18 protein-coding genes and 2 pseudogenes are annotated in these 23,860 nt (G+C 72.1%); 7 read left to right on the top strand and 13 right to left on the bottom strand.

Going from position 1 to position 23,860, the window contains the following annotated elements:
* Positions 1-86 precede the first annotated feature (86 nt).
* Both ACIBJF_RS15135 and ACIBJF_RS15130 read left to right on the top strand, forming a co-directional pair.
* Complete coding sequence (locus ACIBJF_RS15135) at positions 87-1,142, top strand: hypothetical protein (RefSeq protein WP_399174151.1); 1,056 nt, start codon at positions 87-89, stop codon at positions 1,140-1,142.
* Between the two features lie 106 nt (positions 1,143-1,248).
* The gene (locus ACIBJF_RS15130) at positions 1,249-2,445 is read left to right on the top strand and encodes a lactonase family protein (protein ID WP_399174150.1); all 1,197 of its coding nucleotides are present in this window, start codon (positions 1,249-1,251) and stop codon (positions 2,443-2,445) included.
* Here the strand turns inward: ACIBJF_RS15130 and ACIBJF_RS15125 are convergent.
* Positions 2,413-3,138, bottom strand: coding sequence for a DUF2470 domain-containing protein (locus ACIBJF_RS15125; protein WP_399174149.1), 726 nt, complete (start codon positions 3,136-3,138; stop codon positions 2,413-2,415). The genes ACIBJF_RS15130 and ACIBJF_RS15125 overlap by 33 nt on opposite strands.
* Before the next feature lie 112 nt (positions 3,139-3,250).
* Positions 3,251-3,856 carry a TetR/AcrR family transcriptional regulator gene (locus tag ACIBJF_RS15120; RefSeq protein WP_356314572.1) on the bottom strand — a complete coding sequence of 202 codons (606 nt, stop codon included), beginning with the start codon at positions 3,854-3,856 and terminating at the stop codon, positions 3,251-3,253.
* Between the two features lie 157 nt (positions 3,857-4,013).
* Between ACIBJF_RS15120 and ACIBJF_RS15115 the strand changes: the two genes are divergently transcribed.
* A complete protein-coding gene (locus ACIBJF_RS15115) occupies positions 4,014-5,654 on the top strand; it encodes a cytochrome P450 (RefSeq protein ID WP_399174148.1) in 1,641 nt (546 codons plus the stop codon).
* A 76-nt stretch (positions 5,655-5,730) separates the two neighbouring features.
* On the opposite strand, the pseudogene ACIBJF_RS15110 reads toward ACIBJF_RS15115, so the two are convergent.
* The 10 genes and pseudogenes from ACIBJF_RS15110 to ACIBJF_RS15065 all read right to left on the bottom strand — a co-directional run.
* Positions 5,731-6,000 (bottom strand): annotated as a pseudogene (locus ACIBJF_RS15110) (pentapeptide repeat-containing protein); the annotation flags it as partial.
* A 50-nt stretch (positions 6,001-6,050) separates the two neighbouring features.
* Positions 6,051-6,604: pseudogene (locus ACIBJF_RS15105) on the bottom strand (PIG-L deacetylase family protein).
* Between the two features lie 22 nt (positions 6,605-6,626).
* Complete coding sequence (locus ACIBJF_RS15100) at positions 6,627-7,928, bottom strand: alpha/beta fold hydrolase (protein ID WP_399174147.1); 1,302 nt, start codon at positions 7,926-7,928, stop codon at positions 6,627-6,629.
* A gap of 110 nt (positions 7,929-8,038) precedes the next feature.
* On the bottom strand, positions 8,039-9,064 hold the full coding sequence (locus ACIBJF_RS15095; protein WP_399174146.1) for a LacI family DNA-binding transcriptional regulator: 1,026 nt from the start codon (positions 9,062-9,064) through the stop codon (positions 8,039-8,041).
* Between the two features lie 54 nt (positions 9,065-9,118).
* Positions 9,119-10,471, bottom strand: a complete 1,353-nt coding sequence (locus tag ACIBJF_RS15090) for a BNR repeat-containing protein (protein WP_399174145.1) — start codon at positions 10,469-10,471, stop codon at positions 9,119-9,121.
* Positions 10,468-10,788: an L-rhamnose mutarotase gene (locus tag ACIBJF_RS15085; RefSeq protein WP_356314587.1), complete on the bottom strand. Its 321-nt coding sequence runs from the start codon at positions 10,786-10,788 to the stop codon at positions 10,468-10,470. Before ACIBJF_RS15085 ends, ACIBJF_RS15090 begins: the two co-directional genes overlap by 4 nt.
* Before the next feature lie 17 nt (positions 10,789-10,805).
* On the bottom strand, positions 10,806-11,885 hold the full coding sequence (gene rhaS / locus ACIBJF_RS15080; protein ID WP_399174144.1) for a rhamnose ABC transporter substrate-binding protein: 1,080 nt from the start codon (positions 11,883-11,885) through the stop codon (positions 10,806-10,808).
* A 167-nt stretch (positions 11,886-12,052) separates the two neighbouring features.
* Positions 12,053-13,027 carry an ABC transporter permease gene (locus ACIBJF_RS15075; protein WP_399174143.1) on the bottom strand — a complete coding sequence of 325 codons (975 nt, stop codon included), beginning with the start codon at positions 13,025-13,027 and terminating at the stop codon, positions 12,053-12,055.
* Positions 13,020-14,090, bottom strand: a complete 1,071-nt coding sequence (locus ACIBJF_RS15070; protein ID WP_399174142.1) for an ABC transporter permease — start codon at positions 14,088-14,090, stop codon at positions 13,020-13,022. The genes ACIBJF_RS15075 and ACIBJF_RS15070 overlap by 8 nt, the downstream gene beginning before the upstream one ends.
* On the bottom strand, positions 14,087-15,604 hold the full coding sequence (locus ACIBJF_RS15065) for a sugar ABC transporter ATP-binding protein (RefSeq protein WP_399174141.1): 1,518 nt from the start codon (positions 15,602-15,604) through the stop codon (positions 14,087-14,089). Before ACIBJF_RS15065 ends, ACIBJF_RS15070 begins: the two co-directional genes overlap by 4 nt.
* A gap of 272 nt (positions 15,605-15,876) precedes the next feature.
* Between ACIBJF_RS15065 and rhaI the strand changes: the two genes are divergently transcribed.
* Positions 15,877-17,037: an L-rhamnose isomerase gene (gene rhaI, locus ACIBJF_RS15060; RefSeq protein WP_399174140.1), complete on the top strand. Its 1,161-nt coding sequence runs from the start codon at positions 15,877-15,879 to the stop codon at positions 17,035-17,037.
* A 741-nt stretch (positions 17,038-17,778) separates the two neighbouring features.
* Here the strand turns inward: rhaI and ACIBJF_RS15055 are convergent.
* A complete protein-coding gene (locus ACIBJF_RS15055) occupies positions 17,779-18,876 on the bottom strand; it encodes a LysR family transcriptional regulator (protein ID WP_399174139.1) in 1,098 nt (365 codons plus the stop codon).
* Between the two features lie 169 nt (positions 18,877-19,045).
* On the opposite strand from ACIBJF_RS15055, the gene ACIBJF_RS15050 reads away from it, so the two are divergent.
* From ACIBJF_RS15050 to ACIBJF_RS15040, 3 genes are all read left to right on the top strand, one after another.
* On the top strand, positions 19,046-19,921 hold the full coding sequence (locus ACIBJF_RS15050; RefSeq protein WP_399174138.1) for an NAD(P)H-binding protein: 876 nt from the start codon (positions 19,046-19,048) through the stop codon (positions 19,919-19,921).
* Positions 19,922-20,315: 394 nt separating this feature from the next.
* A complete protein-coding gene (locus ACIBJF_RS15045; RefSeq protein ID WP_399174137.1) occupies positions 20,316-22,355 on the top strand; it encodes a bifunctional aldolase/short-chain dehydrogenase in 2,040 nt (679 codons plus the stop codon).
* A gap of 8 nt (positions 22,356-22,363) precedes the next feature.
* On the top strand, positions 22,364-23,800 hold the full coding sequence (locus ACIBJF_RS15040) for a rhamnulokinase family protein (protein ID WP_399174259.1): 1,437 nt from the start codon (positions 22,364-22,366) through the stop codon (positions 23,798-23,800).
* Positions 23,801-23,860: the final 60 nt, after the last annotated feature.

The raw sequence follows: 23,860 nt of genomic DNA, 5'->3' as shown, positions 1-23,860 counted from the left end.
CGGGCTCGGCGCGCAGGGTGCCGGGGCGGCCGGCGCGGAGTGCGAGGGGTGCCGGGCGGCCGGCACGGATGCGAGGGGGCGAGCGGATGGCCGGTTCCGGGGTGCGGATCGACGGGAACACACTGCGGTTGCCGGGCGGGGTGGCGGTGCGGTTCATCCGCACGCTGCGGCTGCCGGAGACGGGCACGCATCCGCTGCCGCCCGGGCTGGGCGAGTTCCCGATCCGGCGGGTCTCGGACTATCCGGACACGGTGCCGGCCGAGTGGCGGGCGCGCGGTGGCGTGATGCTGCCGGTGTATCTGCGCGAGGCGATGTGGCTGAGCTTTTCCGGCACCAGGGAGCCGGCGGCGCTCCAGGTCGGGGTCGGCAAGGTGTGCGCGGTGTCCGGCCGGCCTTGGAGCGACCGGCTCGCCCGGGATCCGCAGAACTACGTGGTGCTGCCCCGCCAGCCCTGGCTGGACGGCATCAACTCCGGCAAGGGGACGGTCCGCCAGTTCGTCGCCGTGCCGCTGGGTCTGGGTGCGACGGTGGAGGGGCAGGTCACCGGCGAGGAGGTGTGGGGCGGGGTCCAGCTGCAGTCGTTCCCGCTGCGGGAGCCACTCCTGACCGAGTGGCGGCGCCGTGAGCGGGAGCGGGAGGAGGCGCGGCGCAGGGCCCTGGCGGCCGGGCCGACGGGCGGGTACGGCGCGGCGATGCCGATGATGGCGTCCGCGCCCCGGGCGATGCCGCCTCCCGCGGCCCCGGGTGGGGCGCCGCGGGGCGCCGCCATGGGTCTCGGCGTCGGCGGCTCGATGCGCCAGGAGGTGTACCGGGACGACCGTCCGCTGACGGACTGGTCCGAGGAGCCCGCCGGGCGGGTGTTCGTCCATCTGGTCACGCCGCCGGAGTGGCGGCGCATCACCGGCGAGGCGCCCCCGCCGTCGCCGGTGGACCGGGCGGCGTACACCCGGGCGGGGCTGCCCTGGTACGACTACTACGACGCCGATGCCGAGGATCTTGCCCCGCCGGACACCCTGGGCGCGGTCAAGCCGGTCGGCGAGTGGCTCGGGGACGACCTGGACCCGTGGCAGGCGCCGTCCGCCGGCCAGGTGACCCCGCTGAAGGACGCATCGGGCAAGCCGGTCGAGGACGGTGAGTGGTAAGTCGCATTGCATGTCGTGCAACACCCGTTGCCGTACTTGCCCTTTACGGTCGGCAGAGGCCAAGGTGGCTGTCACGAGCGGGGCGAGCGACGACCTGAGGTGTTGCATGGACACGGACGACAGGCCGGTGAACGGACGCTGGAGCCGGCGCCGGTTCGTCGGGGCCGTGGCGGGTACGGCGGCCGTGGTGGCGGTGCCGTCACCGGCGGCTCCGCCGGCCCGGACGACGGCCGCGGCGGAGCCCAGGTCCGCCGCACCACCCCGCGGGCCCTCCGGTCCGCGTCCGCTGTACGTGGGCACCTACACCTCGGTCGACGGCGGCGGCCCCGGCATCGGGCTGGCCTCCTACGACCCGGCGACCGGCCGGATCACCGGCTCCGGCGCGCTCACCGGCGTCGCCGACCCGTCGTACCTCGCCGTGCACCCGGACGGCCGCACGCTGTACGCGGTGGACGAGCGCCAGGACAGCGGTGTGACGGCCGTGCGCCTCGCCGACCGGCGGGTCCTCGGCACCCGTGGCACGGGCGGCGCGGGCCCGTGCCATCTGTCGGTGCATCCCTCCGGTCGCTGGCTGCTGAGCGCCAACTACGGTTCGGGCAGCGTCGCCGTGCATCCCCTCGACGCCTCCGGTGCCCCCGGCGAGCGCACCGACGTCGTCACGCACACCACCCCGCCTCCCGGTCCCGGTCAACAGGGGGCACACGCCCACCAGTTCCTCACCAGCCCGGACGGCGGCCATGTCCTCGCGGTCGACCTCGGCACCGACACCGTCTACAGCTACCGCCTCGACCAGGTGAGGGGCACGCTGACGGAGGTGGCGCGGGCGCACACCCGGCCCGGGGCGGGACCGCGTCATCTGACCTTCCATCCCGGCGGCCGGTACGCCTATCTGGCCAACGAGGTGGACGACACGGTCACCGTCTGCGGCTATGACCCGGCCTCCGGCCGGCTGACGATCGGCGAGCCGCAGTCCACGGGTTCGGACGGCGGCACCAACTACCCGGCGCAGTTCGTCGTGACGGCGGACGGCGGGTACGCGTTCCTGGCCAACCGGGGCCACAACAGCCTCGCGCGGTACGCGATCGAGGCCGACGGCGCCCGGCTGCGGCTGCTGGGCACGGTGCCGGTGGGCGGGGACTTCCCGCGGCAGATCGCTCTCTCGCCGGACGGCCACCTCCTGTTCGCGGCGAACCAGCGCTCGGGGACGGTCACCGTCTTCCACGTCGACGCGGGCAGCGGTGAACTGCGACCGGCCGGCGAGCCGTTCGCGTCACCCGTCGCCGTCTGCGCGCTGCCGCTGTAGCGCGCGCGGGCAGCCGGCGGAAGCGGCCTGGGCCAGCAGGGCGTGCATGCGCTCGGTGAGCTGGGCGACGTCGTCGGCGGGTGTGTGGAAGGGCAGGCGTACGTCGCCGTGGGCGCGGGTGCGTTCGATGCGCAGGGTCAGTCCGTGCCGGTCGACGGCGAGGGGCAGCACACGGGTCGCGGCGTGCAGGCTCTCCGGCCGCACCAGGCGGGTCAGCCGCTCGACGGCGTCCGGGTGGACGTCGGCGAGGTGGGTCAGGAGCCGGGCCTCGGCCTCGGCGAGCGGGTCGGGCCGGGCGGCGGCGTACTCGTCGAGGTCGACCACCACGGCCCCGGAGGACCTGCGCAGCACCACCCGGGTGGGCCGGAACAGCAGGGTGCCGCGGTCCGGGGTGAACCAGCCGGCGAGGTAGAGCCGGGCCCGGATCCGGTCCCGCACGGGTACGGGGGCCACGTCGGCGAATTCCAGCACTGCGGAGGGTTCCTGGCGTGGGGCGCAGATGGCCGCGGTGAGCAGGGCGCTGTCGTCGGGCACCGCCAGGCGTACGGCGCCGTCGTCGGTCACGGTGTGCGCGCCGACGTACTCCTCGCGGGCGCCGTCCGCGGTCACCGCGCACGACCAGGCGGCGGCCGGCACCGACCGTGCCCGTTCCGCCGCTCCGGGTGCGGCCGTCCAGTCCTGCGTGTCACCCATCCGAGACCTCCTTAGGTAAGGCTTGCCTAATTTATCGAAGATCGGGGCGTACGCCAACCACACCGCACCGGCGGAAAGAATCAAGCGGGGGGCGGGCAGTGGCAGGCAGCGGTCAGGCGATGACACCCAACAGCGCCCGCGCGCACAGGTCGCGCACCTGCTCGCGCGTCAGCTCGCCGTCGCGCAGCCACTCCAGGCACACGGCGGTGGTGAAGGCGAGCCAGCCGCGCACGGCCAGGCGGACGTGCGGGGCGCTCTCGAAGACGGGCCCGAACTCAGGGTCGGCGGCGAGCGCGGCGAGGATCTGCTGCTCCTGGGCGGCCAGGGCCCGCTGGTAGACCCGGCGTACGGCCTGGTCGCCGGCCGCGTCGGCGCGATGGAAGGCGCGGAAGCCGTGGGCGTGGGCCTGGACGTAACCGAGGTAGGTGTCGAGCCCGGCGGTGAGCTGCTCGCGCACCGGCACACCGGGCACGGCCGCCGTCATGCGCAGCATCCGCTCGCTCTCGCGCTCGACGACCGCCGCGAAGAAGTCCCGCTTGGTCGGGAAGTAGTGGTAGAGCAGCCCGCGGGAGACTCCGGCGATCTCGGCCACCTGCTCGATCCACACGTCGTCGTAGGGGCTCTCCGAGAACAGCCTCGCGCCGACCGACAGCAGCTGCTCACGGCGTTCCCCGGTGCTGAGTCTGCGCCGGGCGCGCTCCCCCTGGTTCGCGGGCATGGCGTCACTTTACTTGACGCGGGTTCAACAAGCGGCCCAGACTGAAACCTGTTATTGAACCCACGTACAACACGCGCGTCGCAGACGCATGTCACCGGTCGCGTCACAGATCGCGTCACGGATTCAACGGTCCGCTGGATCAAGGGAGATCGGCGTCATGGCGGAGACGACGGGGACGACGGAGACGGGGCTGCCGAGGGGTTTCCGGAGCGCCGAACCGGGCTGGCCCGAGCTGCACCGCATCCCGCATCCGCCGCGCCGGGTGCCGCTGCTCGGCGATGTGCTCGGGGTCGACCGGCGCAAGCCGGTGCAGGACTCCATGCGCTTCGCGCGCGAGCTGGGGCCGATCTTCCGGCGGCGGGCCTTCGGCAAGGAGTTCGTGTTCGTGTGGGGTGCGCGGCCGGCCGCGGACCTGGCCGACGAGTCCCGGTTCGCCAAGCACGTCGGTCTGGGCGTGGCCAATCTGCGGCCGCTCGCCGGGGACGGCCTGTTCACCGCCTACAACCACGAGCCCAACTGGCAGCTGGCGCACGACGTCCTGGCGCCCGGCTTCAGCCGGGAGGCGATGGAGGCCTACCACGGGATGATGCTCGCGGTCGCCGGCCGCCTCACCGCCCACTGGGACCGTGCGGCGGCGGCCGGGCGCACGGTGGACGTGCCCGAAGACATGACCAAGCTGACCCTGGAGACGATCGCGCGGACCGGGTTCGGGCACGACTTCGGCTCCTTCGAGCGGGACCGGCCCCACCCCTTCGTCACCGCGATGGTCGGCACGCTCACCTACGCCCAGCGCCTGAACAGCGTGCCCGGGCCGCTGGCCCCGCTGCTGCTGCGCACCGCCGCACGGCGCAACGCGGCCGACATGGCCTACCTGAACAGGACGGTCGACGACCTGGTCGCCGAACGGCGCCGTTCGGGGCGCGGGGACGGTGACCTGCTGGACCGGATGCTGGAGACGGCCCATCCGGAGACCGGCGGCAAACTGTCGGCGGAGAACGTCCGCAAGCAGGTGATCACGTTCCTGGTCGCGGGCCACGAGACCACCTCGGGCGCGCTCTCCTTCGCCCTGTACTACCTCGCCCGGCACCCCGAGATCGCCGACCGGGCCCGCGCCGAGGTGGACCGTGTCTGGGGCGGCACCGAGCAGCCCGGCTACGACCAGGTGGCCAAGCTGCGCTACGTCCGCCGGGTGCTGGACGAGTCGCTGCGCCTGTGGCCGACCGCCCCGGCCTTCGCCCGCGAGGCCCTGCGGGACACCGTGCTCGCCGACGACCACCCGATGCTCCGGGGCGCGTGGGCACTGGTGCTGACACCGATGCTGCACCGCGACCCCGAGGTCTGGGGCGAGGACGCCGAGCGCTTCGACCCGGACCGCTTCGAGGCTGCGGCCGTACGGTCCCGTCCCGCGCACACCTTCAAGCCCTTCGGCACCGGCGCCCGCGCCTGCATCGGCCGCCAGTTCGCCCTGCACGAGGCGACACTGGTCCTCGGCCTCCTGCTGCGCCGCTACGACCTGCTGCCCGACCCGGCCTACCAGCTGTCCGTGACCGAACGGCTGACGATGATGCCGGAGGGACTGCGGCTGGGCCTGGAGCGCCGGCCGGCGACGGCACGTGCACCGGAATCCGCCGCGGAGGCAGGGCCGGAGGCCGACCCGGCGGAGGCCTGCCCGGCGCACGAGGTGAGCGCGGGGAGCACCGCGGAGCCGAACACCACCCATGCGACGGACACGCCTACCGAAGACGCTCCGGTCACCACCCCGACCGGCGGCTGCCCGGTGCACCAGTCGGCACGTTGACCCCGGCCCGGTGCACCGCCAAGGTCACCGGGCCGTACGCACGCCGAGCCGGCCTTGCCCGGCCGACGCCGACGACTCAGCCGCCCGCTGTCCAGTGCACGGGACGCGTCAACGACTCCCGCAGCCTGGTGCCGGTGCTGCCGCGGGCCGCGTCGAGCTGGGACTGGGTGAGGAAGAAGGCGCCGGTGAGGCCGGCGGCGATGAGGTAGGCGCCGCGCAGGCTCGCCCCGCGCAGATCTGCGCCCCCGAGCCGGGCCCCGATCAGATCCGCGCCCCGCCGGTCCGTGCCCTTGCCCTTCTTGCCGCCCTTCCCGCCGGCGGCACCGGCCCGGGCCGGCTCGCCGGTTCAGCGCGAAGTCGGCGGACGCGGCGCAGGTCAGGGCGACACGGCAGCCTTCAGCGGCCGAACTCCTCGAAGGCCACCGCCGGCCTGCCGCCGAAGCGTTCGCCGGTGGTCCTGGCGTTGGTGGTCAGGAAGGTGCGGACGTGTGTCTCCGGGTCCTCGTCGGTCAGTGCCTCGATGTAGGTGCGGTGTTCGAGCAGGGAGCGCACCGCGCGCTCCAGTCCGGGCCCCGCGTCCACGGCGTGGGTGGGCCGGCTGGAGCCTGCGACGGCGACCCAGCGCACACCGTTCCAGGGTTCGAGTCCCTGTTGGGTGAGTTCCGGGAAGATCCAGGCGGGAGCCCGTACTCGATCACCCCGTCCCGGTGGCCGAGGAACTAGACCGAGGTGACACCGACGACGGCCGCGCTCGCCCGCTGCTCACGTTCGCGCAGCGGACCGCAGGCGGCGGGGTCGAGGGTGTCGATGTCCGCCTCGCCGCGGGTCGCGAGGACGTAGGAGACCTCGCGGCCGGCGTCGGTCCAGGCCGCGACCGCCGCGGAGCACCCGTATTCCAGGTCGTCGGGGTGCGCCACCACGGCCAGGGCGCGCTGCCAGTCCTCGGGCATGGGCTGGAGGCGCCGCCGCGCTTCACACCGCGTCTCTCGCCATCGCCAGCAGTCGGTCCAGGACCCTCGGCGCCCCCGTGCGCAGGCCGTCGTGCTCGAACTCGTCGGTGACCCAGGTGCGCAGGCCGCGGATCGCGCGGGCGGTCTGAAGGGAGTGTGCGGTGTCGACGTACATGTCGTCGTGGTAGACGGCCGCCACGACCGGGACCTCGTTGACGGCGAGGCGGGTGGGGTCGTACAGGGGCTGCCAGTCGGTGCGGGCGGCGAGGAGGTCGGCCGTCTCGCGCAGCGGGCGCAGGGCCGGGTCGGCCTCGAACATCCAGGGGTGGACCGTCTCGCCCGTGAACAGCACCGGGCTGTCGTCGGCGAGCGCCTTGGCCGCGTCGAACTGCGGGAACTCCGCGCGGACACGCTCGGCGGCCCAGGCGGTGGGGCGGGCGTCGCGGCCGTAGATCGACTCGTGGACGAGCGCGTAGAGGGGGTGGCCGGCGTAGGACAGCAGGGACTGGGCCTGTTCCTGGAAGGCGTCGGACAGCTCCGGGCCGCCCGGTGTGCGCACGAAGGCGTCCTCCAGGAGGTGGTGCAAGCGGTGGCTGCCGTCGCTCGTGCCGAGCATCAGGCCGAGGGACTGGAAGGCCTCGACGGTGAACCGGTAGCCGTTCGGCAGGACCACGTCGTGGGTGAGGAGGTGGTCGGCGATACGGCGGGCCCGCTCGACGTCCTGGGGGTAGCGGGCGTAGTGCGCGGTCACCTTGCGTTCGATGCGCGGGTAGGCCGCGCGGTAGACGTCGTCGGCGTGCGCGTGCAGGGAGGGCAGGCCGCCGGTGATGACGGCGGTGTCCAGGCCCTCGGGGGCCAGGGAGAGGTAGGACACCGTGCAGAAGCCGCCGAAGCTCTGGCCGAGCACGGTCCAGGGGGCGCCGCCGGTGACCTCGGGGCGGATGGCCTCGCAGTCCCGGACGATGGCGTCGGCGCGGAAAAGGGTGAGGTAGTCGGCCTGTTCGGCGGGGCCGCCGCGCAGCGGGAGCGTCTGCCGGGTGGCCGGGGTGGAACTGCCGGTGCCGCGCTGGTCGAGCAGCAGGACGCGGTAGTCCTTCAGGGCCCGGTCGAGCCAGGCCTGACGTCCGACGAAACGATTCGCCCCGAAGCCGGGACCGCCCTGGAGATACACCAGCCACGGCAGCTCCTGCCCGGCCTTGTCGCTCGCGACCACCTCACGGGCGTACAGCTCGATCGTCTCGCCGTCCGGGGCGGCGTGGTCGAGGGGCACGGTGAAGCGGCGGTCGGTGAGGATGACGCCGGGCTGGCGGTAGCTGAGGCTCAACGGGTCTCCCGGGACGGACGGTGCGGACGGGTCCCAGTTCAGCACATGACCGGGCCCGCGCGGATCCCGGGGATCATGGATTCTTACTGAACTTCCGGTCAGCGCCCCGCTCAGCGTGCCACGAGGCTGGAACGGCGCACCACCAGCTCCGGCTGGAGCACCACCCGGCGGTGCTCGTGGGTGCGCGTGCCCTCGCCCTGTTCGGTCTCCTCCAGCAGCAGCTCGGCGGCGAGGGCGCCCATGGTGACGGCGGGCTGCCGTACGGAGGTCAGCGGTACGGCGGCGGCCGCCGCGAACTCGATGTCGTCGTAGCCGACGATGGCGAGGTCGTCGGGGACGGTGACGCCGGCGGCGTACAGGGCCTGCAGGACGCCGAGGGCGAGCAGGTCGTTGGCGCAGAACACGGCGGTGGGGCGGTCGGCCAGGCCCAGCAGGCGAGCGCCGGCGTCGCGGCCGGCGGCCACGTCGAGGCGTTCGGTGGGCAGCTCGCGCAGCGCCTCAGGGCCGAGCCCGGCCTCGGCCAGGGCGTTCAGGGCCCCGGTACGGCGGTCGCGGACCTGGTTGAGTCCGGGGGGTCCGCTGACGTAGGCGATGGAGCGGTGGCCCGCGTCCATCAAGTGCCGGACGGCGAGCGCGCCGCCGGTCACGTCGTCCACGGACACCGAGCACTCGGCGGTGCCCTCGGCGACCCGGTCGACCAGGACGAAGGGGATGCCGTGCCGGCGGAAGGCATCGATGTTGCGGCCGGTGGCGTCGGCCGGGGTCAGCAGCACGCCCCGCACCCGCTGCTCGGCGAAGAGCCCCAGGTAGTCGGCCTCCTCGGCGGCGTTCTGGGCGCTGTTGCACACCATCACGCCGAGCCCCGCCTCGCGGGCCGCCCGCTCGGCGCCACGGGCCACGTCCACGAAGAACGGGTTGCCCATGTCGAGCACGAGCAGGCCCATGATCCGGCTGCGGCCCGCGCGCAGCTGCCGCGCCGACTCGCTGCGGACGTAGCCGAGCCGGTCGATCGCGGACAGCACCCGCGCCCGGGTCTCACTCGCGACGGTGTCCGGGCGGTTGATGACGTTCGACACCGTGCCCACCGACACTCCGGCGACACGGGCGACGTCCTTGATACCCACCGACTGGGCCATCGGGCGAAGACCTCCAGGGAGACAAGGGGCGGCGGGACGACCTTCACATTACCGTCATGCCGGCAGCGCGAAGTCGGCCACGTACAGGGGCGAGGGAGTCGTACCGGTGGACTTCGCCTGGTACATGAAGGACAGGACGTTCTCCGACCGGATCCGCGTCTCGTCGACGACCACCTCGCCGAAGGCGTTCAGATCACCACCGTCGTACAGCAGTGTCCAGTCGGTGTACCCGGAGGCCTTCGACGCGGCGGCGATGCGGCCGAACGGAAACACCGCGTAAGCGTGGTCGTACCGGTCCAGGACGAGCTTGGTGCGCTGGCTGGAGTTCAGCGGGATCGGGATCTCGGTCTTCCGCCAGGCGCCGGAAGCGTTCTTGCGGAGGTGGAAGGCGCGCCCGTGGGCGATGCGGTCGGCGGCGTAGTCCGTGGTGCACCGCCCGAAACGGCCGGGCACGTGACTGATGATCGCGTGCGGCCGGCCGGCCGAGTCGACGGCCTGGCTCTCCTGGTTCATCAGGGCATGGTCGGGGGCCAGGGGGTCCACCACCAGCCCGGGGCTGTCGACGGCGACCTTGTCCGGGCCGCCGGTGGTGCCCACTACCTCACCGGCGTCGTTGCGCCAGGTCCGCCCCCGGTCGGCGGAGAGGACATAGCCGGTGTCGTGGTTGGTCAGGCCGCCGCCGCTCGTCACGGAGGCGTTCTGCTCGCGCCAGGTGAAGAAGGAGTGCAGCCGGCCGTGGACGTCGTAGTCGATGCCGTGCAGGTACATGCTGCGGGCGGTGCTGGAGCCGTGCGCCGTGGAGTAGATGCCTGTCGCGCTGCTCCACTCCCCCAGCGCCGTCCACGTCGAACCGTCGTACTCGGCGAGGGCGTTGCGGCCGTCGCCGGAGATCCCGGCACGGTAGCCGAGCTGGAGCCGGCCCTCGGGGGTGGGGACGAACTGCGGACAGGTGAACCGTGCGGTCAGCGCGAGCCCGTCGAGCGTGGTGCGCACGGGCCCGAAGGCGGCGCGGGTCCACGGCGGTTCGCCGTGGAGCAGCCCGGCGACGGACTTCACGTAGACGAAGCCGTCGCTGTGCGCGTCCATGACCAGGTGCAGCCGGCCGTCGGTCCGCGACACACCCATCGAGATCACGTTGTGGGAGTCGTCGCTCTTGAGCCGGTGGTCCAGGGTCACCGTCGCCCAGTGCTCCGCACCCGGGCCGCGGCGGGCGACGGTCGCGCTGCGGTCGGCGGAGTACCAGGCCGCGTACTGCCGGCCGCGGTGCGTGAACAGGCCCTTCTTCTGGAAGGAGTTGTTGTTGACGAGGCCGTCGTACGACACGAAGTACAGGGCCCGGGCATCGAGGAGGGTACGGCCCAGCCGGGTAACCCCGGGGGCCGCGACCCCGCTCACGGCGGCGGTCATGACAGGTGGAACACCTCCGTGAGCGGCCTCATGGCCTCGTCGGGTCTGGCGCCGTCCAGCGACTCGAAGAACGGCGCCATCTCCGCCTGCCAGCGCGCGTTGACCTCGGTCGCCTCCATGCCGGCCTGGGCGGCGGCGAAGTCCTCGGTCTCCAGATAGCCGACGAGCAGGCCGTCCTCGCGCAGGAACAGCGAGTAGTTGTGCCAGCCGGTCGCCTTCAGGGCGTCGAGCATCTCCGGCCAGACGGCCGCGTGCCGCTCACGGTACTCGTCGAGACGGTCCGCCCTGACCTTCAGCAGGAAGCACACGCGCTGCATCAACTGCCCCCGCATGCCTAGAAGTTGAACTGGTCGATGTTATTGGCGTCGAACACGGTCGGCTTGCCCAGGCTGATCACGCCGTCCTTGCCGATGGTGTACGTCGCAGCGCCGGCCTTGAAGGTCTCGCCCTCCTGGCCGGTGATCTGGCCCGAGGCCAGCGCGACGGCGGTGCGGGCGGCCAGGTCGCCGAGCTTGGCCGGGTCCCACAGCTCGAAGGCCTCCACGGTGCCGTTCTTGACGTACTTGCGCATGTCGTTGGGGGTGCCGAGGCCGGTCAGCTTGACCTTGCCCTTGTACTTGGAGCCCGACAGGTACTGGGCGGCGGCCTTGATGCCGACGGTGGTCGGGGAGATGATCCCCTTCAGGTTCGGGTACTGCTGGAGCAGGCCCTGGGTCTGCTGGAAGGACTGCTGGGCGTCGTCGTTGCCGTACGCGATCTTGACCAGCTTGATGTTCTTGTACTTCGGGTCCTTCAGCTCGTCCTTCATGTACCCGATCCAGGTGTTCTGGTTCGTGGCGGTCTGGGCGGCGGACAGGACGGCGATCTCGCCCTTGTACCCGATCTGCTGCGCGAGCAGCTGCACCTCGGTACGGCCGAGGTCCTCGGCGGACGCCTGCGAGACGAAGGCGTTACGGCAGCCGGGCGTGGTGTCGGAGTCATAGGTGACGACCTTGATGCCGTTGCTCATGGCCTGCTTGAGGGCGGTGCACAGGGCGCCCGGGTCCTGCGCGGAGACCGCCATCGCGTTCACCTGCTGCTGGGTGAGCGTGTTGACGTAGCTGACCTGCCCGGAGGTGTCCGTGGCGCTGGAGGGGCCCACCTCCTTGTACTTCGAGCCGAGTTCGGCGAGCGCCTTCTCGCCGCCCTTGTCGGCGGAGGTGAAGTAGGGGTTGTTGACCTGCTTGGGCAGGAAGCCGACGGTCAGGCCCTTCTTGGTGGCGGCGTTCGGATCGGCCTTGCCGCCGGAGGCGGCGGAGGCGTTGTCGTCCTTGACGTCGTTCTTGGTGGTGCCGCCACAGGCGGTGAGCGCCAGGGCGAGGGACGTACCGACGGCGAGCGCGGCGCAGGTGCGGCGGAGGGGTGACTTGCGCATGGCGGGGTCCTTGGGAGAAGAGAGGGTGAGTGAACGCGTCCCAATGGGAGGCGCGGAGGTGTGTTTCCTGTGCGGCTGCCGCCGCGATGGGGGTGCCCCGGGTTCGGGTCAAGCCGGGAACCCGGGGGGAGCGACCAGCCACGACCGGACCGCAGCCGGCGAACGGCCTAACCGGAGGAACCGGCGGCCCGGACCACGGCGATCTGACGCGCGACCCGCGGCCCGAGCACGGAGATCACCAGAAGGACACCGGTGACGACGATCTGCGACTGCGCGGAGACGTTCAGCAGGCTCATGACGTTCTGCAGCGCGCCGAGCAGGAACACACCGGCGATGGCGCCGCCCAGCGTGCCCTTGCCCCCGTCGAAGTCGATGCCGCCGAGCAGCACGGCCGCGACGACGGAGAGTTCGAGGCCCGTGGCGTTGTCGTAGCGGGCGCTGGCGTAGTGCAGGGCCCAGAACACACCGGTCAGCGCGGACATGAACCCGGTGGCCACGAAGAGCAGGAGCTTGGTCCGCCTGACCCGGATCCCGGCGAACCGCGCCGCCTCCTCGCTCGCGCCGACCGCGAACAGCGACCGGCCGAACGGGGTGGCGTGCAGGACGACCACGGCGATGGCGAGCAGCACCAGGAAGGGCAGGAACGCCTGGGGCAGGAAGGAGTTCCCGACCCGGCCGGCCGCGAAGTCCAGGTACTGGGAGGGGAAGTCGGTGACCGCGTCGGAGCCGAGCACGATCTGGGCGATGCCCCGGTAGGCGGCCAGGGTGCCGATGGTGACGGCGAGGGACGGCAGTCCGAGCCGGGTGACGAGCAGGCCGTTGACCAGCCCGCAGACGACGCCCAGCAGCAGGCACAGCGGGATGATCGTCTCGATGGTCATGCCGTCGTTCCAGAGCCTGCCCATCACCGCCCCGGACAGCCCGGCCGTGGACGCCACCGACAGATCGATCTCGCCCGCGACCACCAGCAGGGTCATCGGCAGGGCGATCAGCGCGATCGGGAGCGTGTTGCCGAGGAGGAAGGACAGATTGAGGGCGTTGCCGAAACCGTCCACGAAACCGAACGACAGCAGCAACAGGATGATGAGGAGCGCGCCGACGACCGTGTCCCAGCGAACGGCGCGGGTCAGCGATTCAGGCACCGGCGTTCTCCTTCGCCATGGGGGTGTTCCTCCGGTCCGACTTCTTCTTCAGGGCGGCGGCCACGCGCAGCGCGACGATCCGGTCGACGGCGATGGCTAGCAGCAGCAGGACGCCGTTGATGGCGAGCACCCACACCGAGCTGACGCCGAGAGCGGGCAGGACGCTGTTGATCGAGGTGAGCAGCAGGGCGCCCAGAGCGGCTCCGTAGACGCTTCCCGAGCCGCCGGTGAAGACGACGCCGCCGACCACGACCGCGCTGACGACGGTGAGTTCGTAGCCGTTTCCGGTGCCCGAGTCGACGTTTCCGAAGCGGGCCAGATACATCGCTCCCGCGAGTCCGGCGAGGCCGCCGCAGAAGGTGTAGGCGGCCAGGATCCGCTTGCGGACGGGGATGCCGGCCAGTCGCGCCGCCTCCGGGTTGGAACCGAGGGCGTACAGCTCCCGTCCGCTGCCGAAGTGTTTGAGGTAGTACACCGTCGCCACCAGGACCACCAGCGCGATCAGTGCCGGCCACGGCACCGCCGAGACGCCACCGGAGCCGAAGTCCACGAATCCGCCCGGGAGGTCGGCCGCGGTGATCTGGCGGGAGCCGACCCAGATGGAGTCGACGCCGCGGATGATGTACAGCGTGCCCAGGGTGACGACGAGGGCGGGCACCTGGCCGAGGCTGACCAGCAGGCCGTTGAGCAGGCCGAAGCCGACTCCCAGCAGGACGGCGAGGAGGATCGCGACGACGGCGTTGCCGCCGCCGTGCAGATAGGTGCCGGCGGCGAAGGCGCTGATGCCGAGGGTCGAGCCGACCGACAGATCGACGTTCCTCGTGATCACCACCAGGGACTGTCCGGTGGCCACCAGCACCAGGATGGTGGCGTTGAGCAGCAGGTCCTTGATGCCCTGCTCGGAGAGGAACTCGCTGTTGCCCGCCTGGGTGACGCCGATCATCACCAGGAAGACGACCAGGATGGCGAGTTCGCGCATCTTGAAGACGCGGTCGACCAGCCGGGTGCCGCCGGAGCGGGGCACCTCGACGGCGGGAGTCTGGTTCGGGGTGGTCACCGTCATGCGGCGGCCCTCCCGGTGGCTGCGGCCATCACGGTTTCCTCGGAGGCTTCGGCGCGGGGGATCTCGGCGGTGAGCCGGCCCTCGTGCATGACGAGCACGCGGTCGGCCATGCCGAGGATCTCGGGCAGGTCGGAGGAGATCATCAGCACCGCCACCCCGTCGGCGGCGAGCTGCGACAGCAGCCGGTGCACCTCCGCCTTGGTACCGACGTCGATGCCGCGGGTCGGCTCGTCCACGATCAGCACCTTCGGGCCGGTGGCGAGCCACTTGGCGAGGACGACCTTCTGCTGGTTGCCGCCGGAGAGGGTGGAGACGGCGTCGGCGATGCGGGCGTACTTCACCTGGAGCTTGACGGCCCAGTCGAGGGAGCGGCTGCGTTCCGCCCCGCGGTCCATCAGCCCGGCCCTGACGGTCGTACGGAGTCCGGTGAGGCCGATGTTGCGTTCGATGGACATGTCCATCACCAGGCCCTGGTCGCGCCGGTCCTCCGGGACGAGGGCCAGTCCGGCCGCCATGGCCGTGGACGGGGCGCCGTTGGTGAGTCTGCGCCCCGCGACCTCGACCTCGCCGGCGTCCCACCGGTCGACGCCGAACACCGCGCGGGCCACCTCGGTGCGGCCGGCGCCCACGAGTCCCGCCAGACCGACGATCTCGCCGCACCGCACCTCGAAGGACACGTCCGTGAAGACGCCCTCGCGGGTCAGGCGGCGGACGCTCAGGGCCACCTCGCCGGGCTCGACCTCCTGCTTGGGGTAGAGCTCGTCCAGGTCGCGGCCGACCATCCGGCGGACCAGGTCGTCCTCGGTCATGCCGGTCAGCGATTCGCCGGCGATCCAGGCGCCGTCCCGCAGCGTAGTCACCGTCTGGCAGATCTCGAAGATCTCCTCCAGCCGGTGCGAGATGAACAGCACCGCCGCGCCCTGCTCGCGCAGGGTGCGGACGACCCCGAAGAGCCGCGCCACCTCGCTGCCGGTCAGGGCGGCCGTCGGCTCGTCCATGATCAGGACCCGGGCCTCGAAGGAGAGGGCCTTGGCGATCTCGACGATCTGCTGGTCGGCGATGGACAGGCCACGGGCCGGCCGGTCGGGATCGAGTTCGACGCCGAGGCGCTTCATCAGGGCCAGGGTCGCGGCATGCGTGGCCTTGTGGTCGATCCGGCCGAGGGCCCGCCTGGGCTGGCGGCCCATGAAGATGTTCTCGGCGATCGACAGGTCGGGGAAGAGCGTGGGTTCCTGGTAGATCACGGCGATCCCGGCGTCGCGGGCGTCGCCGGGGCCGTGGAAGACGACGGGCTCACCGTCGAGCAGCACCTGGCCGGCATCCGGCCGGTGCACCCCGGCGAGGGTCTTGATCAACGTCGACTTGCCCGCGCCGTTCTCTCCGGCAAGGGCGTGCACCTCGCCGGGCAACAGCTCCAGGGAGACGTCCCTGAGGGCGCGTACGGCACCGAAGGACTTGGAGACGCCCTTCAGCGCCAGCACCGGCGCCGGCCCCGTGTCAGGCGGGTGGGTCATGTGAGGCTCCTCGACGACACCGGCCGGAGGACCCGAGGCCTCCACCGCGCCGTGAAAGGTTTCAACTGGATTGCCGGGACCGTAGGCACGGCGGCCGGGGTGCGTCAATGGGTCAGGGTTGAAAAAGTTTCGATAGCCGTAGGTCACGGCCGGATCACGGGCAACGGGGTTGGTCGGAGCGCTTGACACCCCTCCGAAGCGGTCCTAACTTGCGGGTCTGAATCGTTTCACGACGCTTCGTCGTTACGACCGACATCACCAGGAGTCGCGCAGTGACCGACCTCGCCGCGGTGAAGGCCGCGCTCAAGACCCAGGCCGTCGAGACGCCGTCGTGGGCGTACGGGAACTCGGGGACCCGTTTCAAGGTGTTCGCCCAGCCGGGCGTGCCGCGCGATCCCTGGGAGAAGCTGCAGGACGCGGCGAAGGTGCACGAGTTCACCGGCGTGGCCCCCACCGTCGCCCTGCACATCCCGTGGGACAAGGTCGAGGACTACGCGGCGCTGGCCAAGTACGCCGAGGACCGCGGGCTGACACTGGGGGCGATCAACTCCAACACCTTCCAGGACGACGACTACAAGCTCGGCAGCATCTGCCACGCGGATCCGGCGGTGCGGCGCAAGGCGCTCGATCATCTGCTGGAGTGCGTCGACATCATGGACGCCACGGGGTCCAGGGACCTGAAGCTGTGGTTCGCCGACGGCACGAACTACCCCGGCCAGGACGACATCCGGGCGCGGCAGGAGCGCCTGGCCGAGGGGCTGGCCGAGGTGTACGGGCGGCTCGGGGACGGGCAGCGGATGCTGCTGGAGTACAAGTTCTTCGAGCCCGCCTTCTACGCGACGGACGTGCCGGACTGGGGGACCGCCTACGCCCACTGTCTGAAGCTGGGCCCGCAGGCACAGGTGGTCGTCGACACCGGGCACCACGCGCCCGGCACCAACATCGAGTTCATCGTGGCCACGCTGCTGCGGGAGGGGAAGCTCGGCGGGTTCGACTTCAACTCCCGTTTCTACGCCGACGACGACCTGATGGTGGGCGCGGCCGATCCGTTCCAGTTGTTCCGGATCATGTACGAGGTGGTGCGCGGGGGCGGGTTCGGGCCGGGCGTCGCCTTCATGCTCGACCAGTGCCACAACATCGAGGCGAAGATCCCGGCGATCATCCGGTCGGTCATGAACGTCCAGGAAGCCACCGCCAAGGCCCTGCTGGTCGACCGGGAAGCGCTCGCCGTCGCTCAGCGCGAGGGTGACGTGCTCGGTGCGAACGCCGTGCTCATGGACGCGTACAACACCGATGTACGGCCGCTGCTGGCCGAGGTGCGGCAGGAGCTGGGTCTGGACCCCGACCCGATGACCGCCTACCGCCGCTCCGGCTGGGCCGAGAGGATCGTCGCGGAGCGCGTCGGCGGTCAGCAGGCGGGGTGGGGGGCCTGAGGCGGGTGCGGCCTGAGGTTGAGTGCGGCCCGAGGCGGAGTGCGGCCCGAGGCTGAGTGCGGCCTGATCAGGCCGACGCAGTCGCCTTGAGGCTGTGCGGCGGGAGACGGAGCCCGGAAGGCAGGCCAGCTCCGCCCCTCCGGCAGGTTGCCGGCCGGGACATGCCGAAGCGCGCGTCTCTCCTGGTCTGCGGGCCGGCAAGGGCCTGACACGCACTGCTGTCCCGGCTCGTGAGCGATGCTGTGCACCGCACTGCTGCGGACGACGACGCGCTTCTGGCGAGGCTGCACGCCCTCGGGTGGGGTTCGGAGCGCGTGCCCACCTCTCGTCGCTGTCTCCCGGATCAGCCCTTCCCCCCTCTCACGCCGACAGCCGTAGACCTCGCTGAACGCAGCCTCGGGTTTCCCCTGCCTGACTTGCTCCGGCGCATCTACACCGAGGTCGGCGACGGGGGGTTCGGGCCGGAAGGCGGCCTCGCGTCGCTGACGCCGCGCCGCGTTCCGCACTGGCATGCGCCGGACTGGCGTTGCGCGCCGACCATGCACGCCCAGCGGGCGGAGCGGGGGCCGTCGGCGTCGTGGTTCTTCTGTGGGGCCAGGATCCTCATGACGGCCTGCGATATGCGGCGCCATCGCTGCGGCAGTGGCTGTGGACCTGGGCAGAGGGAGGCAACGTGTGGGACGAGGCGCTGGAGCAACTCGGTCAGCCACTACAGGGGCGGTGGCGCAGCGCGCGTTCCCTTCACCGCCCGCCGTCCGGCCCGGCGGGAGCTCTTCGGCTTCGAGGTCGGGTTGTGGGCCCAGCGGCCAGGTCGCACGGTGCCGCGTCCGGCGCCGGGTTCTCAGCACGGGCCGGTGGTTCGGCTTCTTGACCGCGCGTGGGCGGTCCCGAGGGCGCCGGGCCGGGAGGGGGCGTGCGTTTGCCTCCCGCCCGGCCTCGGGGAAGGGCTTCGTTCCGACGGAAGACCTCCGCGCGTCCGGAGGGAGCCCCGCCGAGGGGGGCCACCGCGGTGGCCGCGCGGATCAGTGCCGCCGTGGCCGTCGAGCGGGACTGCTGGGGCCAGGCGATGGACAGGGTGATAGGAGGTGTGTCCGGCAGCGCGCGGTAGACGACGCCCGGGCGGGGGTAGCGGGTCGTGACCGACTCGGGCAGGAGCGTCACCACCTCCCCCAGTTCGACGAGGGTGAGCAGTTGCGGCAGGTCGGCGATCCTGTGGCGCTCGACGACGGTGTCCAGGTAGCGGTCGAGGCCGTCGAGGCGGCCGGGCTCGACGCCCGGGAGGGCGAGGTCGGCGAGGGTGAGGTGGTCACGGGCGGCCAGGGGATGGGCGGCCGGGAGAGCGGCGAGGCGGGCCTCGACGGCCAGCGGCTCGGCGTCCAGACCACTCCGGTCGAACGGCTCGTAGATCAGGGCCGCGTCGGCCTCGCCCTCGCGCAGCAGCCGTACCTGTTCGCGCCAGCCGGAGAGCCGGACGGTGACGGGCCGGGCTCCGGGCTCGGTGGCGTAGCGGGCCAGGATGGGCTCCAGCAGGCCCGCGTCGCCGTCGGCCTTCACGGCCAGGACCAGCTTGGGCTCGGGGTCGGCGGCGCGCTGGGCCCGGCGGCCGGCGGCGTGCAGCGCGTCGAGGGCGATCCGGGCTTCGGCCAGCAGGACGCGGCCGGGCGGGGTGAGGGTGACGCTGTGGGTGGTGCGCTCGAAGAGGGTGACGCCGAGGTCGGTCTCCAGGCGGCGGATGGCACGGGACAAAGGCGGGGCGGAGATGCCCAGCCGTTCGGCGGCTCGGGAGAAGTTGAGCTCCTCCGCCACGGCGAGGAAGTAGCGCAGTGATCGGGACTCCACGACCTGGCACCTCCGTTCGGTATGTCCTTGAGGGTAACAAGCGGGATCCGACCGGTCCTTCCGTGCCGTGCGGCTTCGGCGCAGGATCGACGCAGGCGGCCCCCCGGTACGTCGGCTCGTGCCGCGTGACGTCAACCGCCTTTCCCACGAACCCTCTTGGAGCTTCTTGATGCTTGTCGTCACCACTCCCACCGGCCAGATCGGCCGACAGGTCGTCGACCGTCTCCTCGGCTCGGGGGAGCCGGTCCGTGTGATCGTGCGCGATCCCGGCCGGCTCTCCCCGGACGTGCGCGAGCGGGTCGAAGTCGTGCAGGGCTCGCACCGTGACCGCGATGTGGTCATGAAGGCGTTCACCGGCGCGGACGCCGTGTTCTGGCTGGTACCCCCGGACCCAAGCGCGCCGAGCGTGGAGGACCATGTCCTGGACCCCACTCGTTCGGCGTGCGAGGCGATCGGCGGCCACGGCGTCGAGCGGGTCGTCGCCGTCTCGACCATGGGCACCGGGATCGAGCGGAACGCCGGCCACCTCTCGGCGGCGCGGGCAGGCGAGGAACTGCTCGCGGGCACGGGCGTGAAGTTCCGGGCACTGCGTCCCCCGGGTTTCATGGAGAACCTGCTCTGGCAGCTCGACACGATCAGGAACCAGGGCGCCTTCTTCTGGCCCCACCCCGCGGATCACACCTTCGCTCTCGTCGCCACCCGCGACATCGCCGCGAAGGCCGCCGAGCTCCTGCTCGACGACTCGTGGAGCGGTCAGGGCGCCGTGCCCGTGGTCAGCCCCGACTCCCTGTCCCCCGCCGGCGTGGCCCGGATCGTCTCCGAGGTGCTGGAGCGGCCCGTCCGCTTCCAGCAGGTGCCGGTCGAGGCCTACCGCGCGACGATGCTGGAGCACGGGGCGAGCGAGGCCTGGGCGCAGGGTCTGGCCGACATGGCCGTGGCCCAGAACAACGGCGCCTACGACGAGGAGCACCGCGCCACACCGCCCGGCCCCACCGGCTTCCGCCAGTGGTGCGAGGAGGTGCTCAAGCCTGCCTTCCTGGCCTGAGCAGCCCCGCGCGCCCATTCGGGGCCGGCGACCGGATGCCGGATCGCGGCAGACGACCCGGCGGGCGCGCGGTACGGCCGCCGGAAGGTGCGGCGGAACGAGGACGTCGACCACGAGCGTCCCGTCCTCGCTCCGCCGACCCACCCCGCGTGACCAACCCGTCGGCGACCGCCGCCACGCCCATACGTGCCATCGACCCTGAAATGCCATGAAACGATTCACGCACATGGAGCCGAGGAGCGGAATGCGATCCCGCACCGCCACGAACGTACCGGAAGTGATTGCGACGACATCTTGACGCCGCGCACCCACGCGGCTAGCTTCCTGAAACGATTCAGAGAAAACGCCACCGCAGCGCCGCCCCGCTCCGACGACGCAGGAAAGAGAACCGATCATGGCACCCCACCCCGAAGCCGCCGCCCTTCTGGCACGGTCCCATCGCCTCGGCTCCGACCCCCGCAACACCAACTACGCCGGCGGCAACGCGTCCGCCAAGGGCACCGCCACCGATCCCGTGACCGGCGGTGACGTCGAGCTGATGTGGGTCAAGGGGTCCGGTGGTGATCTCGGCACGCTGACGGAGGCCGGGCTCGCCGTCCTGCGGATCGACCGGCTGCGGGCGCTGAAGGGGGTGTACCCCGGGGTCGAGCGCGAGGACGAGATGGTCGGCGCCTTCGACTACTGTCTGCACGGCAAGGGCGGGGCGGCCCCCTCCATCGACACCGCCATGCACGGGCTCGTCGAGGCCGCGCACGTCGATCATCTGCACCCGGACTCCGGGATCGCGCTGGCCTGCGCCGCCGACGGGGAGAAGCTGACCGCCGAGTGCTTCGGGGACTCGGTGGTGTGGGTGCCGTGGCGGCGGCCCGGCTTTCAGCTCGGGCTGGACATCGCGGCGGTCAAGGAGGCCAACCCGCAGGCGATCGGCTGCGTTCTGGGCGGGCACGGGATCACCGCATGGGGTGAGACGTCCGAGGAGTGCGAGCGCAACTCGCTGCACATCATCCGTACCGCGGAGGCGTTTCTCGCCGAGCGCGGGAAGCCGGAGCCGTTCGGGCCGGTGATCGAGGGCTACGAGGCCCTTCCCGCGGCCGAGCGGCGGGAGCGGGCGGCGGCGCTGGCGCCGTACGTCCGGGCCGTCGCCTCGCAGGACAAGCCGCAGGTCGGGCACTTCGACGACTCCGACGCCGTGCTGGACTTCCTCGCCCGCGCCGAGCATCCGCGGCTCGCGGCCCTGGGCACGTCGTGCCCGGACCACTTCCTGCGGACCAAGGTGCGCCCGCTGGTGCTGGACGTGCCGCCGGCCGCGCCGCTGGAGGAGGCCGTGGCCCGGCTGAAGGAGCTGCACGCCCGGTACCGGGAGGAGTACGCCGGCTACTACGAGCGGCACGCCCTGCCCGACTCGCCCGCGATGCGCGGCGCCGACCCGGCGATCGTGCTCGTGCCGGGCGTGGGCATGTTCAGCTTCGGCAAGGACAAGCAGACCGCCCGCGTGGCCGGCGAGTTCTACGTCAACGCCATCAACGTGATGCGCGGGGCGGAGGCGGTGTCGACGTACGCGCCGATCGAGGAGTCGGAGAAGTTCCGCATCGAGTACTGGGCGCTGGAGGAGGCCAAGCTCCGGCGGATGCCCGAGCCCAAGCCGCTGGCGACCCGGGTGGCTCTGGTGACCGGTGCGGGCAGCGGGATCGGGAAGGCCATCGCGCACCGGCTGGTGGCCGAGGGCGCGTGTGTCGTCGTCGCCGACCTGAACGACGAGAGCGCCCAGGCCGTGGCCGAGGAGCTGGGCGGCCCGGACAAGGCGGTCGCCGTGACCGTCGACGTCACGTCCGAGGAGCAGATCGCGCAGGCCTTCAAGGCGGCGGCGCTCGCTTTCGGCGGAGTCGACCTGGTCGTCAACAACGCCGGGATCTCCATCTCCAAGCCGCTGCTGGAGACCTCGGCACGCGACTGGGACCTGCAGCACAACATCATGGCCCGCGGTTCCTTCCTCGTCTCACGGGAGGCGGCGCGGGTGATGATCGCGCAGGGGCTGGGCGGTGACATCGTCTACATCGCCTCCAAGAACGCGGTCTTCGCCGGGCCCAACAACATCGCCTACTCCGCCACCAAGGCCGACCAGGCCCACCAGGTGCGGCTCCTGGCCGCCGAGCTGGGCGAGCACGGCATCCGTGTCAACGGGGTCAACCCGGACGGTGTGGTGCGCGGTTCCGGGATCTTCGCGGGCGGCTGGGGTGCGCAGCGGGCCGCGGTGTACGGGGTGCCCGAGGAGAAGCTGGGCGAGTTCTACGCCCAGCGGACCATCCTCAAGCGGGAGGTGCTGCCGGAGCACGTCGCGAACGCCGTCTTCGCGCTGACCGGCGGCGAGCTGACCCACACCACCGGGCTGCACGTCCCGGTCGACGCGGGTGTGGCGGCCGCGTTCCTGCGGTGAGCGGGCTCTTGAGGTCGTACGCCGCAGTCGACCTGGGCGCCTCCAGCGGGCGGGTGATGGCCGGCCGGGTGAGCCCGGACTCGCTGGAGCTGAGCGAGGCACATCGCTTTCCCAACCGGCCGGTGCGCACACCCGAGGGCCTGCGCTGGGACATCCTCGCCCTGTACGGCGGTGTCCTGGACGGACTCCGGGCGGCGGGCCAGGTGGACTCGGTGGGCATCGACAGCTGGGCCGTGGACTACGGCCTGCTGGACGCCGACGGGGCCCTGCTGGGCAACCCGGTGCACTATCGCGACGCCCGCACCGAGGGCGTCGCCGAGAAGGTGTGGGCGACCGTGCCGGCCGAGGAGCTGTACGGGGCGACGGGCCTTCAGTACGCGCCCTTCAACACCCTGTACCAGCTGACGGCGGCCCGCGAGAAACGCCAACTCTCCTACGCCCAGCGGCTGTTGCTCATCCCGGACCTGGTGTCGTACTGGCTGACCGGCGAGCAGGGCACCGAGCTGACCAACGCCTCCACCACCCAGCTCGTCGATCCCCGGACGCGGACGTGGTCGTACGACATCGCCGAGCGGCTCGGTATCGACCTCGGCCTGTTCGCGCCGCTGCGGCAGCCCGGCGATCCGGCCGGGCTGCTGCGGCCGGAGGTGCTGGAGGAGACCGGGCTGACGGGTCCGGTGCCGGTGACGGCCGTCGGCTCGCACGACACCGCCTCCGCGGTGGCCGCCGTCCCGGCCACCGGCGAGCCCTTCGCCTACATCTGCACCGGCACCTGGTCCCTGGCCGGGCTGGAGCTGACCGCTCCGGTGCTCACCGAGGAGAGCCGCGCCGCGAACTTCACCAACGAGCTGGGGCTCGACGGCACGGTCCGGTACCTGCGCAACATCATGGGGCTGTGGCTGCTCCAGGAGTGCCAACGGTCATGGGGCGAGCAGGACTTGAGCCGGCTGTTGCGCGAGGCCGGCGCCGTGCCGGCGCTGCGCTCGGTGGTGGACGCCGGGGACGAGACGTTCCTGGCGCCCGGGCGGATGCCGGAGCGGATCGCCGAGGCGTGCCGGGCGTCCAGGCAGCCGGTGCCGGTGACGCGGGCCGAGGTCACCCGGTGCATCCTGGACTCGCTGGCCCTCGCCCACCGGCGGGCCGTCGAGGACGCACAGCGGCTGGCCGACCACGCGGTGGAGGTGGTGTACCTCGTCGGCGGCGGCACCCGCAACGCGCTGCTGTGCCAGCTCACCGCCGACGCCTGCGGGCTGCCCGTGGTCGCCGGTGCGACGGAGGCGGCGGCCCTCGGCAACGTCCTGGTCCAGGCCCGTGCCGACGGCCTCGTCGGCGACCTGGCCGCCATGCGCCGGCTGCTCACCCGCACCCAGCCGCTGACCCGGTACACGCCCCGTGGCGACGCCACGCGCTGGCGGGAGGCCGAAGCGCGGCTCGCCACGCGGTGAACGGCACTCTCCCTTCGGCGGTATTCGCCTACTACCCTGCACTCGTCCGATGACCGACCC

It is taken from the genome of Streptomyces sp. NPDC050743 (assembly GCF_044456925.1).
Taxonomy (GTDB): Bacteria; Actinomycetota; Actinomycetes; order Streptomycetales; family Streptomycetaceae; genus Streptomyces.
This window is presented reverse-complemented; position numbering and strand designations above follow the sequence as displayed.

Coding starts and splice junctions, on each gene's coding strand:
- ACIBJF_RS15095 (WP_399174146.1), bottom strand. CDS start 9,064: ATGGCCCAGTCGGTGGGTATCAAGGACGTCGCCCGTGTCGCCGGAGTG.
- ACIBJF_RS15130 (WP_399174150.1), top strand. CDS start 1,249: ATGGACACGGACGACAGGCCGGTGAACGGACGCTGGAGCCGGCGCCGG.
- ACIBJF_RS15090 (WP_399174145.1), bottom strand. CDS start 10,471: ATGACCGCCGCCGTGAGCGGGGTCGCGGCCCCCGGGGTTACCCGGCTG.
- ACIBJF_RS15120 (WP_356314572.1), bottom strand. CDS start 3,856: ATGCCCGCGAACCAGGGGGAGCGCGCCCGGCGCAGACTCAGCACCGGG.
- ACIBJF_RS15065 (WP_399174141.1), bottom strand. CDS start 15,604: ATGACCCACCCGCCTGACACGGGGCCGGCGCCGGTGCTGGCGCTGAAG.
- ACIBJF_RS15085 (WP_356314587.1), bottom strand. CDS start 10,788: ATGCAGCGCGTGTGCTTCCTGCTGAAGGTCAGGGCGGACCGTCTCGAC.
- rhaS (WP_399174144.1), bottom strand. CDS start 11,885: ATGCGCAAGTCACCCCTCCGCCGCACCTGCGCCGCGCTCGCCGTCGGT.
- ACIBJF_RS15070 (WP_399174142.1), bottom strand. CDS start 14,090: ATGACGGTGACCACCCCGAACCAGACTCCCGCCGTCGAGGTGCCCCGC.
- ACIBJF_RS15125 (WP_399174149.1), bottom strand. CDS start 3,138: ATGGGTGACACGCAGGACTGGACGGCCGCACCCGGAGCGGCGGAACGG.
- ACIBJF_RS15115 (WP_399174148.1), top strand. CDS start 4,014: ATGGCGGAGACGACGGGGACGACGGAGACGGGGCTGCCGAGGGGTTTC.
- ACIBJF_RS15050 (WP_399174138.1), top strand. CDS start 19,046: ATGCTTGTCGTCACCACTCCCACCGGCCAGATCGGCCGACAGGTCGTC.
- ACIBJF_RS15135 (WP_399174151.1), top strand. CDS start 87: ATGGCCGGTTCCGGGGTGCGGATCGACGGGAACACACTGCGGTTGCCG.
- ACIBJF_RS15045 (WP_399174137.1), top strand. CDS start 20,316: ATGGCACCCCACCCCGAAGCCGCCGCCCTTCTGGCACGGTCCCATCGC.